At 57.9% G+C, this 12849-nt stretch carries 10 protein-coding genes; 3 read left to right on the top strand and 7 right to left on the bottom strand.

The features are described 5' to 3' along the window. Nucleotides 1–4 precede the first annotated feature (4 nt). Complete coding sequence (locus J2X72_RS11615; protein ID WP_310072044.1) at nt 5–1780, bottom strand: acyl-CoA dehydrogenase family protein; 1776 nt, start codon at nt 1778–1780, stop codon at nt 5–7. A gap of 243 nt (nt 1781–2023) precedes the next feature. Here J2X72_RS11615 and J2X72_RS11610 point away from each other — a divergent pair, with 243 nt between their 5' ends. Further along, nucleotides 2024–3193: a GH25 family lysozyme gene (locus J2X72_RS11610; protein WP_310072042.1), complete on the top strand. Its 1170-nt coding sequence runs from the start codon at nt 2024–2026 to the stop codon at nt 3191–3193. On the opposite strand, the gene purD is transcribed toward J2X72_RS11610, so the two are convergent. Then, on the bottom strand, nt 3188–4468 hold the full coding sequence (gene purD, locus J2X72_RS11605; RefSeq protein ID WP_310072038.1) for a phosphoribosylamine--glycine ligase: 1281 nt from the start codon (nt 4466–4468) through the stop codon (nt 3188–3190). The two genes, J2X72_RS11610 and purD, sit on opposite strands and share 6 nt — an antisense overlap. A gap of 136 nt (nt 4469–4604) precedes the next feature. Between purD and ubiA the strand changes: the two genes are divergently transcribed. Next, nucleotides 4605–5600: a 4-hydroxybenzoate octaprenyltransferase gene (ubiA, locus tag J2X72_RS11600; RefSeq protein WP_310072036.1), complete on the top strand. Its 996-nt coding sequence runs from the start codon at nt 4605–4607 to the stop codon at nt 5598–5600. A 160-nt stretch (nt 5601–5760) separates the two neighbouring features. On the opposite strand, the gene J2X72_RS11595 is transcribed toward ubiA, so the two are convergent. From J2X72_RS11595 to J2X72_RS11585, 3 genes are all read right to left on the bottom strand, one after another. Continuing rightward, nucleotides 5761–6330, bottom strand: a complete 570-nt coding sequence (locus J2X72_RS11595) for a DUF6101 family protein (protein ID WP_310072032.1) — start codon at nt 6328–6330, stop codon at nt 5761–5763. 219 nt (nt 6331–6549) lie between these two features. Beyond that, the gene (locus J2X72_RS11590; RefSeq protein WP_310072030.1) at nt 6550–7965 is read right to left on the bottom strand and encodes an FAD-binding oxidoreductase; all 1416 of its coding nucleotides are present in this window, start codon (nt 7963–7965) and stop codon (nt 6550–6552) included. Continuing rightward, a complete protein-coding gene (locus J2X72_RS11585; RefSeq protein ID WP_310072028.1) occupies nt 7962–8954 on the bottom strand; it encodes an L-threonylcarbamoyladenylate synthase in 993 nt (330 codons plus the stop codon). The genes J2X72_RS11590 and J2X72_RS11585 overlap by 4 nt, the downstream gene beginning before the upstream one ends. A gap of 171 nt (nt 8955–9125) precedes the next feature. Here J2X72_RS11585 and J2X72_RS11580 point away from each other — a divergent pair, with 171 nt between their 5' ends. Then, entirely contained in the window at nt 9126–9503 is a 378-nt protein-coding gene (locus tag J2X72_RS11580) for a hypothetical protein (RefSeq protein ID WP_310072027.1), read from the top strand. Nucleotides 9504–9538: 35 nt separating this feature from the next. Here the strand turns inward: J2X72_RS11580 and glyS are convergent, their stop codons facing one another. Both glyS and J2X72_RS11570 read right to left on the bottom strand, forming a co-directional pair. Next, nucleotides 9539–11833, bottom strand: coding sequence for a glycine--tRNA ligase subunit beta (gene glyS / locus J2X72_RS11575; protein ID WP_310072026.1), 2295 nt, complete (start codon nt 11831–11833; stop codon nt 9539–9541). After that, nucleotides 11833–12768: a glycine--tRNA ligase subunit alpha gene (locus J2X72_RS11570; RefSeq protein ID WP_405044699.1), complete on the bottom strand. Its 936-nt coding sequence runs from the start codon at nt 12766–12768 to the stop codon at nt 11833–11835. The genes glyS and J2X72_RS11570 overlap by 1 nt, the downstream gene beginning before the upstream one ends. Between the last annotated feature and the right edge of the window lie 81 nt (nt 12769–12849).

Genomic DNA, 12849 nt, shown 5'->3' with positions numbered 1-12849 from the left:
TTCCTTATGAAGCGAGGGCCGAACGCGCGCCGAGCAAACTGGCCGCACCATGAATGACGCGGTCTTTTAGAGTACTGGTTTCGGACAGTAGATTTTCAGCAAAGAAGCGCGCCAACGCCGTGCGTCCAGGATGCCCGCCGCCCAGTGCGCCTTTTGCGAGGTAAGTCGCTCCGGCGGCGAGACCGAAAAGCCGCAGATAGGGTGTCGCTCCGGCGAAAGCCGCGCTCATCTCACCGCGGGCCAGCGCCTGCTGCAGCCAAAGGCTCGCCGCCTCCAGATCATCCAGACCCGCCAGCAGACGTTGTCCTGTCTGTCCGAAATCTACACTGTTCGATGCCGCCACGGCCTCTGCTACTACGCGAAGTTCAGCGATATAGGTTCTGACATGCTCGCCCTCGCCCAACTGTAATTTGCGCTGGACGAGATCAATGGCCTGGATACCGTTGGTGCCTTCGTAAATGGGTGCGATGCGTGCATCCCGCAGGAACTGTGCAGCGCCGGTCTCTTCGATATAACCCATGCCGCCATGTACCTGGATGCCGATCGACGCCACATCGACACCAATATCGGTGGAAAATGCCTTGGCGACCGGCGTCAGCAAGTTTGCGCGATCTGCCCAGTGCTGCGCATCGTCATCCAATGCTGCTTTTGCCATGTCGATCGCGTGGGCGCAGGCATAGGCAATGGACCGTGCGGCCCCCGTTAAGCCCTTCATCGTCAAAAGGTTACGCTGCACATCCGGGTGTTCGATGATAGGGCTCATACCCTCGCCCGTCCAGCCCGGCGCGCGCATCTGGCGGCGCTCTTGCGCATAGCCCAATGCCTTCTGGTAGGCCGCCTCCGCCACGGCCACACCCTGAATGCCGACTGCGAGGCGCGCATTGTTCATCATGGTAAACATGCAGGCAAGCCCTCGATTTTCCTCGCCGATAAGCCAGCCAATGGCGCCCGGCTCCTTATCCTTGGTGAAACCATCGCCGTAGATCATTGTGCAGGTGGGAGAGCCGTGAATGCCCATCTTGTGCTCGATGCCACCACAAAAGACGTCGTTGCGAGGGCCAAGCGAGCCATCCTCGTTGACCAGAAGTTTCGGCACGAGAAACAATGAAATACCCTTGGTGCCCACCGGTGCATCGGGCAGGCGTGCCAATACCATATGAATGATATTTTCTGTGAGGTCGTGTTCGCCGTAGGTGATGAATATCTTCGTGCCGAAAATGCGATAGGTACCATCATCGACGCGTTCGGCTCTGGTGCGCAGGGCGCCAACGTCGGAACCAGCCTGCGGCTCGGTGAGGTTCATCGTTCCCATCCACTCGCCGGATATGAGCTTTGGCAGATAGGTGCGCTTCAACTCGTCGGTAGCATGCGCTTCAAGCGCTTCGATGGCGCCGAGTGTCAATGTGGGTCCGATGCCGAAGGCCATCGAGCCGGAATTCCACATTTCAAAAGTCGCGATCGCCAACATCATCGGCAGGCCCTGCCCGCCAAATTCCGCCTTGCCGGTCAAGGCATTCCAGCCGCCCGCGATCCATTCCTCGTAAACGTCTTTCCAGCCCGGCGGCATGGTCACCACTGAATCCTTAAGCGGAGTACCATGCTTGTCACCAACCTCAAGCTGCGGTGCCACACGGGTTGATGCAAATTTACCGGCTTCTTCAAGAATGGCGTCTACCAGATCATCCGACAAATCAGCAAAACGTCCTTGTGCGATGACCTCGTCAAGTCCAGCGATTGTCTTCAGTGTATGGGCGATCTCATCGACGGGCGCGCGGTACATCGATCGTTTCTCCTCATCCGGTGATGCTCGTTACGGACTGCACATTGCAACTTCGTGCATGCTCGAGGCAAGCTTATTTTTACGTAAACGTAAGATATTGGATTGTGACTTCGGAATCCCGTTCCAGAGAAGCCATTGAACTCAATTAACGGTGGCTAACCGTTTATTAACCGCGATGCGGCGACCATCATTGGGTACTATTCGATTTTGAGACTTGTTCGCGAGGTGCAAGGGGACGCCCATTTGACAATCCGCGTACGTGCTTTTGCCGTGTTCCTTACCGCCCTCATGTCTGGCGGCCTCGTCCATGCGGAGTCGGAGTTCCGCTCGCCTTGGGCAAACAAGGAGCGCGCGATCATACTCGACGGATACGAACATAACTCCTTCAACCTGATGGAAATCGCCAAGGACGCGCGCGTTGCCGCCTTCATCCACAAAGGATCCGATGGCATGCCCGCCAATTATCATTGCAACCGTATCGTCGATGCGATGCAACAGGAGTTATGCAAACGCATATGGCGCAATTATTCCGTCTCACGGGAGTTATACCAGACGCGCCGCCAGCTTGCCAAAGCATTGGGGCTCAAATGGGGAGCCTACCATCTCGGCCGTCCGGGCAATCCAATCGAGCAGGCGAATCACTTCATCGATTACACCGAACCGGCTGACGATGAGTTGATGGCGATCGATATTGAGGATAACGACCCTGACAAGTTCATGTCATTGCAGGATGCGCAGATTTTTGCAGAGCATATCAAGTTCCGAACCGGGCGCTATCCGGTTCTGTACACGAACGGAATAACAGCGCGATATATCGCTGACCACCGTCTCGAGCTCCCCATCCTGTCACGTTTGCCGCTCTGGTACGCGCGTTATCAATCTGACATCGCTCCGCATTTCCCTAAGGGCAACTGGCAGGATTATGTGCTTTGGCAGTTCACTTCGCAGAACAATTGCACCGAGCGCCGCTGCCCCTATCGCCCGCCCGGGACCAGCCGCGACATCGACGTCAACATAGCCGATATGACGGTGACCGAGCTGAAAAGGACGTGGCCCTTCGGTGGTCTGGTCGATGCTATCCCACCGGACAATCTGCCAACGCCCCGCGACAAGCCACCATACCAGCAACCCATACTGGTCGCTTCTGCCGAGCCTTTGCTGCCTCCGGTCAAGGGGGCGGTCGACGGTACAATAACGGCTTCGGTGGTAGTGAAGCCTACGGGCCGACTAAGGGCCCGAACTCTCACCGTAGACGCGTTGTCTCTCGCACTCAGCCAGTCGGTCTCGCGTCAGTTCGATCACTTCTATGAGACCCTGCCCTTCGCGACCACGGCCGCATGTTTGAAGAGAACCAGCATGGCAGCCGATGCGCCCGATCGTATCCGCTACCCCGCCCTGACGCCTTTCCTATAGCGCCCTTTCACGTTCGATGGCGCGCCAGCCAATGTCGTGGCGGTAAAAACCCTCCGGCCAATCGATCTTGGCAATCGCGGCATAAGCTGCCTTCTGCGCTTCCTGAACCGTTTTGCCGGTAGCTGTAATGTTTAGAACCCGGCCGCCATTGGCGATCAGTTCGCCATTCTTGTCCGCAGTTCCCGCGTGGAAAATCTCGACGTTTTCGTCATCGCCGGCTGCCTCAACACCTCTGATCACGCTGCCTTTTTCCGGTGCCGCCGGGTAGCCTTTGGCGGCCATGACCACGGTCAGCGCCGGATCACTGTTCCAGCGAACGGACATCTGATCGAGTGCGCCGTCGGCGGCGGCCTTCAGCAGCAACAATAGATCATCTTTCAGACGCAGCATCAGCACCTGTGTCTCCGGATCGCCAAATCGCGTGTTGTATTCAATCAGTTTCGGTCCATGGCTGGTGATCATCAGGCCAGCAAACAAGACACCGCTGAAGGGCGCGCCGATCGCGGCCATACCGCGCATCGTCGGATCGATCAGGTCGCGCATGGTAAGGTCGATGATCGCCTGCGTCATCACCGGCGCGGGCGAATAGGCCCCCATGCCGCCAGTATTGGCGCCGGTATCGCCATCGCCAACACGCTTGTGATCCTGGGCGGTGCCGAATGGCAGCGCTGTCTTGCCATCGCACAGGCAAAAGAAACTGGCCTCTTCGCCCTCAAGATATTCTTCCACGACGACTTCTGCACCAGCTCCGCCAAATGCTCCATCGAAGCAGGCATCCACAGCATCGAGCGCTTCCTGAAGTTCAAAGGCGACGACGACGCCCTTGCCGGCCGCGAGCCCGTCCGCCTTGACCACGATTGGGACGCCCTCCTGCCGGATATACGCCTTGGCCGCTTCAGTCTGAGTGAAACGCTGATACTTGCCCGTTGGAATATCGAATTGGGCGCAAAGGTCCTTGGTAAAGCCTTTGGAACCTTCGAGACGTGCGGCAGCCTTTGAAGGACCGAAAACAGGAATTCTGGCGGCGCGCAGATCGTCGGCGATCCCGGCAACCAAGGGCGCCTCCGGACCAACTACAACAAAATCAATCGACTTCTGCTGACAGAAGCTGACGATCGCTTCGTGGTCTCCAGGATCGAGCGCAACGCATTCTGCAACGCTTGCAATGCCAGGATTGCCGGGCACGCAATAGAGCGTCGACAAGACCGGCGAGGCAGCGATCTTCCAGGCCAAGGCGTGTTCGCGGCCACCCGACCCTATCAGCAAGACGTTCATCGAATTTGAGCTCCGCTTTGAAAACTGTCGTCTCGGTATGGTGTGATGCTCTCAGGGTCAAGCGCACACCACGGATTTGCCCGGAAAAACCGCCTAAACCGCTTGACTGTATCGCCCGGCGCTGCAAGGTCAAAGCATGAGTTCAGAAAAAGACATCATCCAGTCTACGCAGGCCCGCGGCAGGGTTTTCGATGCACCGTCGGGTCATTGGGTCTACCGGATATTGCCGAATTGGCTTTGGCCTTATGCGCAGCTGGCACGTTGGGACAGGCCAATCGGTTGGTGGCTTCTGCTATGGCCATGCTGGTGGGCGACCGCCCTCGCCGCAGCTGCCGGTGCAAAAGTTGGTGCTCCGCTTTGGTCGGTGCTGCCTTCACCTTATCATTTGGTGCTCTTTCTGGTTGGCGCTATCGCCATGCGGGGCGCGGGGTGCACCTATAATGACCTAGCCGACGAAGATATCGACAACAAAGTTGCACGAACGCGTTCGCGGCCGCTTCCGTCGGGTCAGGTGACCCGTAGACAGGCCAAGATTTTCCTGGTTCTGCAGGCACTCGCGGGGTTGGCAGTCGTCGTGCAGTTCAACCTGTTCACGGTATTCCTTGCCATCGGATCGCTGTTTATCGTTGCGATCTATCCTTTCATGAAACGAATCACCAACTGGCCGCAACTCGTTCTGGGACTTGCCTTTTCCTGGGGCGCGCTCGTGGGATGGTCCGCGCACTTTGGTTCGCTCGACTGGCCAGCCATCCTGCTTTACGCAGGATCGATCCTGTGGGTCATCGGCTATGACACGATCTACGCCCACCAGGACAAGGAAGATGACACGCTGGTTGGTGTGCATTCCACCGCCAGGCTGTTCGGCAGCCGCACGCGAGAAGCACTGATGGTGCTTTATGGCGGCGCATTGGCCCTCTTTCTTGGAGCCTTTGCCGTGGCGGAGGTTCCGATGCCCGCGGTTGCCGGACTATTGGCTGCGGGCGCACATATGTATCGCCAGATCATGACACTTGACATCGATAATCCAAACGAATGCCTAAGGCTGTTCAAATCGAACACAGTGGTTGGCTGGTTGATCTTTCTCGGCCTTGTGTTCGGTGGGCTGTGGACTGTGGTCAAGCCGCTGTTCTGAACTTCATCAAGATTTCAAAAAACCGGGTGTGCTTCCCCTTGGCGCCCTCATCCCGGGTCTCGCCATTGCCTGCGTTGCGGGAAGACGGGCGGGCGGTCGTCGAAGCACGTCCTTGGAGAATAAAAGGCGATTCGAAGACCGCCCGTCCGGCGATTTTCGGCTATTTCCCGCCCTGAACGATGATCTCCTCACCGCCGATCACGAGCCGCAGACCTAGATCACCCATCTTGCGACGGGCAAGAAAGCGTGGACGGCGGCGCGGCTCGCGGCCCTGACGGCGCTCTTTTGGCGCTGCAACGGCAACCGGCCCGATGCTCTGTTCCAGCTGCCGTGCGACACCGTCTTCCTCGACCAGCATCATCGGCAGTTTGAACAGAGCCGACCAGGCACGCCAATCCGCAGCGATATCGGTAAGATCATGCGCAACCAGCAACGGCACAGAGAGATGCGGGTCAGTGTGCATCAGTTCCAAAGTTACCGTGATATCCCCAATCTCGTCTTCGGCGGCGCGCGCCGTCACACCGAGAAAGGCACAGGCTGGCAAGGCGAGCGAAACAGGCAAATGGCTTGCCGGCAGCAACCGCTTCACCACCGCGCCGCGTTCGTGCAGTGTGAAAGTGATATCGTCACGGTCGTCGCGCGTGGCGTACGTGACCGTCTGTGGCAGATGGAATGGGTCAAGCCGGAATTCCCGACCTGCCCAAACCGGCTTGGCTCCGGTTTTCTTCATGTGACGCCTTCTGTCGATCCTGAGAGCCTGTTTCCGGTCTTCTCTGTATTTCCCTGTAGTGCGGACCATTTTCCGGTCTCGTTAGGGCAACAATAGGCGGCAACCTTGCCAATCCCGCTTAACGAACGGGGTTAACTCTTTCTGATTAGGTGGAATGGTTATCGAAACCCAACCGGCGCCAAGATTCCGGTAAGGGGTGTGAACAGATGATTGACGGAATCAGATCACTTTTCCGGGGTTCATGATACCCGCCGGGTCGAAGGATTTTTTGATCCGGCGCATGAGATCGAGCGCTACCGGGGATTTCGTCTCGGAAAGCTCCTTGCGCTTCAATTGCCCGATACCATGCTCTGCCGAGATCGAACCTTCATAGGCACGGACGATATCGTGCACACTCTTGTTGACTTCGACCCAGCGATCGAGAAACGCCTGCTTGTCGGCGCCTACCGGCTGGGAAATATTATAGTGCAAATTGCCATCACCCATGTGACCGAAGGAAACGATGCGAGCGCCCGGGATGACATGGAGAACGGCGGCGTCAGCCTCGGCGATAAAGTCAGGGATACGGGCAACCGGAATGGAAATGTCGTGCTTGATTGAACCGCCTTCCGGTTTTTGAGCTTCGGACATTGCCTCCCTCATATGCCAGAATGACTTCTCCTGGGCCGTACTTTCCGCAATCGTCGCATCTTCTACGAGCCCGGCTTCGAACGCTTCGGTCAGGATCGCTTCGATGGTCTCGCGGGCATCCTCAGCCGAACGCGACGAGGAAATATCGATCAGCACATACCAGTTATGCGGCTGTTGCAGCGGGTCGCGGACGCCATCGGTATGAGCGACTGAAAACTCGACGCCGATACGTGGCATCAGTTCGAAGCCGGTCAAGGATGATCCTGCATGGGTTTGCGCGAGGCTCAAAAGCTTTAGAGCATCTTCCGGACTGGCAAGACCGGCATAAGCGACGCCCTTGCCCCTCGGCAGCGGGAAGAGCTTCATGACGGCAGCGGTGATCACGCCGAGCGTACCTTCCGCGCCGACGAAAAGATCTTTCAGATCATAGCCGGTATTGTCTTTCTTGACGGTTCGAAGATCGTTCAGGATTTCGCCCGTGGGAAGCACAACCTCCACCCCAAGACAGAGTTCGCGCGTATTTCCGTAGGCGAGTACTGCGGTTCCACCCGCATTGGACGAGAGGTTGCCGCCAATCTGGCACGAGCCCTCCGAGCCGAGTGATAGCGGAAATAAGCGGCCAGCCTGTTCAGCCGCTTCCTGGAGCTTCTGCAGGACAACGCCAGCCTCGACGATGGCAAGGTTGCCCGATGTATCGATGGAACGAATTGCGTTTAACCGGGATAGCGACAGGATGATCTGGTCGCCGCTTTCATCAGGTACCTGTCCCCCCACAAGGCCCGTATTGCCGCCTTGAGGAATAATGGCCGTGCCGGTCTCAGTTGCCAGTTTGAGAATGGCCGAAACTTCTCCAACCTGCGCGGGACGCAACACCAGTGATGTCTTGCCACCAAACTTGTCACGTGGCTCTACGAGATAAGGTTCAATGTCCTGTTTATCGCGCAGCGCATACTTCTCACCGACAATCGCAGTAAAGCGTTCGATCAATTCCAGTGTCAGGCTCATTTTATCTGTTCCATCTCGTCAGTCGAAAGCAGGCGGGGCGCGGCGGCACGGACGAGCCGGTCATTGATGGCTTCGCCCAGGCCGTTGAAGGGTATAGGTTCAACGGCAATCACCGCACCGCCGAAGCTATCGAGGCGTTTCATGAAATCGAAGAGGTTAGCAGCGGCCTCACGCAAATTGCCGGTCTCGCTCAGGTTGAGGCTGGCCGCAGCAAGTTCCGCGCCCATGGCACGCAGCGGACCGAAAGCAAGCAAGCACTCGCCTTCCCGGACCTCGTGCACATTGAGCCGGACGCTCGCCGACGGCGCATAATGCGACGTCATCATGCCAGGCGCCTGAATCGCGGCACGCTGATCCAGGCGTTCCAGCTTTCTGCCGATAACCGCCTCTATGTCTTCGGCAGCAAGCCCGCCCGGACGCAATAACAGGATCGCATCGCCTTGCACTTTGACAATCGTCGATTCCAGTCCGACTTCCGATGGCCCTGCATCAAGGATGAACGCAATTTTTTGACCAAGATCGTGGGCGACGGCTTCGGCGCTCGTGCCGCTGATCTTTCCAGACGTATTGGCGCTCGGAGCCGCAAGGGGCCTACCGAGCTTCGCGATGATAGTTCCGGCAATCCCACGCGGCATCCGCAGGGCTATGCTATCCAGACCTGCGGCCACAAGGGGGTGAATTCCGGCATCCGGCTTGAGGGGAAGGACCAGGGTGAGCGGACCTGGCCAGAATGCATCGATCAAGCGTCGCGACAGAGGATCGATCAGGGCGTAGCGTTCCGCCATGGCGACATCGGAAACGTGGCAGATCAGAGGGTTGAAATGCGGCCTGCCCTTGGCTTCGAATATTCTGGCCACAGCGTCGCCATTGGTCGCGTCGGCCGCGAGCCCATAGACGGTCTCGGTGGGAATAGCGACGAGCTTGCCTTCGGCAAGCGTGGAAGCTGCCGTCTCGATTGCTTGTTCGTCCGCCGCAAGGATGAGTGCCAAAGCTGTCTCCGATCGCGTGCATTGCCTACACGATGGGGAACACCTGCTGCAAGTGTATGCTGATGAACACGCCGAATGACATCATGCATAAAATTGAATCCATCCTGAACAAGGCTTGGCAATAAATCCCTGTTAACAGTCGGCCAAGAAAAGAACAGGGACGGGTTTGCCATGCTTCGCCAAATCATTGCCGCAACGACCATTGCGCTATTCTCGGCATCCGCCCAAGCTGGCTCGATCGACGAGGTCAGCGGGTCGGCTAAGCCAAACTCCGTCTCGTATGTCGGCTATGACAGTTTCGACGCCAACGGCAATCCTATCTGCTCACCTTGCCAGGCGCAAAAAGCAAAAGAGGCAGCCAAGCTGAAAGCTTATGCCGAACGGCGCGAACGTTCGCGCCAGTATATGGCGCGTCTGCAGGGCAACGGCACCGGATCCGACTCGATGATGGCCGCCAATGCAGCACCGCTCGTGCAACCCGGCCAGCCGGCACCTCAAAAGGTCATTGCCGATGTTGGTGAAACGCCGCTGCGCGCCGGCGTGCAATAGACAGGCGCGCGCTAACAGCGGCGCCTATCTTGCTGTTATCCCGTTATTTTTGAGAAATCCGCTACGGTGTTCGTCGCTGTCCTGATGCGGGAGAGCAACGCCAGACGGTTTGCGCGGATGTCGGGATTGTCGTCGTTAACCAGCACTTTCTCAAAGAATGAATCAACTGGTTCACGTAAAGCGCTAAGTGCAATCATGGCGCCGGAAAAGTCTTCGTTTTGAATCGCTTGCGCCGCCTGGCTCTCAGCCTGATTCACCGCCGCTGAAAGCTCCCGCTCCTCTTCCAGGGTGAAAAGCGCGGCGTCGACCACCGGGGAAATCGGCGTTCCCTTCTTTTCCTCAGCGCTTAAGATATTGGCGGCGCGCTTGGTGCCGGCAAGAAGGTTCTTGCCGTCTTCCGTATTGAGAAAGACAACCAGCGCTTCGACCCGGCGCGCGATCAGCAACAGATTGTCAGCGCCTTCGGTCAGTACCGCGTCGATCAGATCGTGACGGGCACCGAGTTCGCGCAGATGCACTTTCAGCCGTTCATGGAAGAAGCTCAGCAGGTCGAGGAGAATGGGTTGGGACCGCTCGGAGAGCTGGCCGCGTATACGCTTCTCGAAGCCGGAGATGGCGTTGGTGACATCCTCCTCACCGTCGACGTCGCCAGTATTCTGATCCGCCTGATCCTCCTCGAAATGCTGGATGCGCTGTTCGATCTTTTCTTCGCGCAGCTGAATGAAGGCCGATTGAAACAATGGCAACAGTTCGATTTTCCATTCACTGGAAAGGAGGAGCCGTATGACGCCGAGCGCGGCACGTCGCAGCGCGAAAGGATCCTTCGAGCCTGTCGGCTTTTCGTCGATGGACCAGAATCCGACGAGTGTGTCGAGCTTGTCGGCAAGCGCGACCGCGATCGAAACAGGATCGGCCGGCACAAAATCCGACGGACCTTGCGGCTTGTAGTGTTCCTCGATTGCAGCTGCGACGGAAGGATGCTCCTTCTGCAGCAACGCATATTTGCGGCCCATGCCGCCCTGAAGCTCGGGGAATTCGCCGACGATTTCGGTCGTCAGATCGGCCTTTGCTAGAACAGCGGCGCGCATTGCAAGCGCTGGATCAGCGCCAACCAGCGGGGCGATTTCACGTGCAAGATTCTTGATCCGCGTAACACGTTCGCCCTGTGTACCGAGCTTGGCATGGAAGGTGACATTCAGCGCATCGAGCCGCGCCATGCGCTGGTCCAGCGGCTTCTTGAGATCAAGATCGAACTTGATTGCAGCCGGGGCGAGCGTGTGCATATCCGGCAAATCGTGCTGATCGGTGTTCCAGAAATACAGCGCATCGGACAGGCGCGCACGCACGACTTTGCCATTGCCGTGGGCGATCTCACGCCCGCCATCTGTCGCCTCGATATTGGAGACGAGAATGAACTTGTTGGAGAGCCTGTCGCTTTCGCCCTGTTTGCGCGTGACGAAGCATTTCTGGTTCGTCTTGATCGTCAGGCGGATGACTTCTGGCGGAATGGCGAGGAATTCTTCCTCAAATTCACCCATCAGCACAACCGGCCATTCAACCAGGCCCGACACTTCTTCAAGAAGCGCATCATCTTCGACCAGCTCAAGACCGGACGCGAAGGCGATATTCTGTGCGTCCGACAGGATGATTTCCTTGCGGCGGTCGGCGTCCAGAACGACCTTGGCTTTTTCAAGCTTGGCGACGTAGTCGTCGAAACGGCGAACGGAGATCGGTTGGCCGTCGCTCAAAAACCTGTGGCCATAGGTGACATTGCCGGCGCGTAAACCATCGATCTCGAAGTCGACGACGACGGGCTCTTCGGTTTCGGGGCCGAAGGTGCAGACGATCGACTGCAGCGGGCGCACCCATCGGAGGCTCCCTGGCTTTGACGACGCTTTGCCCCAACGCATGGATTTGGGCCAGGGAAACGCGGCGATGATCTTCGGCATGATTTCCGCGATGATCTCCTCAGCGCCGCGGCCGGGCTTGGTCAGATGGGCGACGTAGAAATCGCCCTTCTTCGGATCGGTATGGACGTGCGCCTCGGATATATCGGCAAGGCCCGCAGAGCGCAGAAAGCCTGCAATCGCCTGCTCGGGGGCGGTGACACTCGGTCCTTTGCGATCCTCATGCACGTCCTTGGAACGCGCCGTGAGCCCACGTATGTCCAGTGTCAGGCGGCGCGGCGTCCAGTAATCGCCTGCGGCTTCATAGGTGAGACCCGCCTCGACCAAAGCGTCGGTCACGAGCTTTTTCAGGTCGCCCGCGGCTTTGCGCTGCATGCGCGCCGGTATTTCTTCCGAGCGGAGTTCGAGCAAAAGATCAGGCATTACACGGACTCGCTTTTAAAATGGGCGCCGCCGGCTTCCGTCAGCAAGAAGGCCTCGCCGCATGCCTTGGCGAGGTTGCGGACCCGAAGGATATAACTCTGGCGCTCGGTCACCGAAATGACGCCGCGCGCGTCGAGAAGATTGAAGGCGTGCGAGGCCTTGATGCACTGATCGTAAGCGGGCAACACCATTTTGTGTAGCGGGCTGTTCTCACCCGCCTTGGGTGCGCCAGCGCGCAGGAGTGCCACGCACTCGGCTTCGGCATCCTCGAAATGCCGCAGCAGAATCGCAGTGTTCGCGTGCTCGAAATTGTGCCGCGAATATTCTTGCTCGGCCTGCAGGAAAACATCGCCATAGGTGACTTTTTCATCGCCTTCGAGGCCATTGAAGTTCAGGTCGTAGACATTGTCGACACCCTGCACATACATGGCTAGCCGTTCGAGACCATAGGTCAACTCGCCGGAAACCGGTGCGCATTCGATACCGCAGACCTGCTGGAAATAGGTGAACTGCGAGACTTCCATGCCGTCGCACCAGCATTCCCAGCCAAGCCCCCAGGCACCGAGGGTCGGGCTCTCCCAGTCGTCTTCGACAAAACGGATATCGTGCAGCAGCGGATCAAGGCCAATCGCCCGCAGAGAACCGAGATAGAGCTCCTGCAGATTGGGCGGCGATGGCTTCATGATTACCTGGTACTGGTAATAATGCTGCAACCGGTTCGGGTTTTCACCGTAGCGGCCGTCCTTGGGGCGGCGCGAAGGCTGCACATAGGCTGCCTTCCATGGCTTTGGTCCAAGCGAGCGCAGGGTCGTTGCCGGATGGAACGTGCCGGCGCCGACCTCCATGTCATAGGGTTGCAAGATGAGGCAGCCATTCTCCGCCCAGTAATTGTGAAGCGTGAGTATCAGACCCTGAAACGAGCGGGTTGGCTGCATATGATCGGGAAGTGAAGCGGTCACCGGACAGGCCTTCTATGACGACAAGGAATAAAGTGCATATTTTTGTTTGGAAGCATG

Source organism: Phyllobacterium sp. 1468 (genome assembly GCF_031455525.1).
Taxonomy (GTDB): domain Bacteria; phylum Pseudomonadota; class Alphaproteobacteria; order Rhizobiales; family Rhizobiaceae; genus Phyllobacterium.
Note: the sequence above shows the minus strand (reverse complement) of the source record. Positions and strands in the feature narration are given on the sequence as shown.

Bases quoted from the DNA above. Each gene is read 5' to 3' on its own strand.
- J2X72_RS11615 (WP_310072044.1), bottom strand. From the start codon at position 1,780: ATGTACCGCGCGCCCGTCGATGAGATCGCCCATACACTGAAGACAATC.
- purD (WP_310072038.1), bottom strand. From the start codon at position 4,468: ATGAACGTCTTGCTGATAGGGTCGGGTGGCCGCGAACACGCCTTGGCC.
- ubiA (WP_310072036.1), top strand. From the start codon at position 4,605: ATGAGTTCAGAAAAAGACATCATCCAGTCTACGCAGGCCCGCGGCAGG.
- J2X72_RS11595 (WP_310072032.1), bottom strand. From the start codon at position 6,330: ATGAAGAAAACCGGAGCCAAGCCGGTTTGGGCAGGTCGGGAATTCCGG.
- J2X72_RS11590 (WP_310072030.1), bottom strand. From the start codon at position 7,965: ATGAGCCTGACACTGGAATTGATCGAACGCTTTACTGCGATTGTCGGT.
- J2X72_RS11580 (WP_310072027.1), top strand. From the start codon at position 9,126: ATGCTTCGCCAAATCATTGCCGCAACGACCATTGCGCTATTCTCGGCA.
- glyS (WP_310072026.1), bottom strand. From the start codon at position 11,833: ATGCCTGATCTTTTGCTCGAACTCCGCTCGGAAGAAATACCGGCGCGC.
- J2X72_RS11570 (WP_405044699.1), bottom strand. From the start codon at position 12,768: ATGCAGCCAACCCGCTCGTTTCAGGGTCTGATACTCACGCTTCACAAT.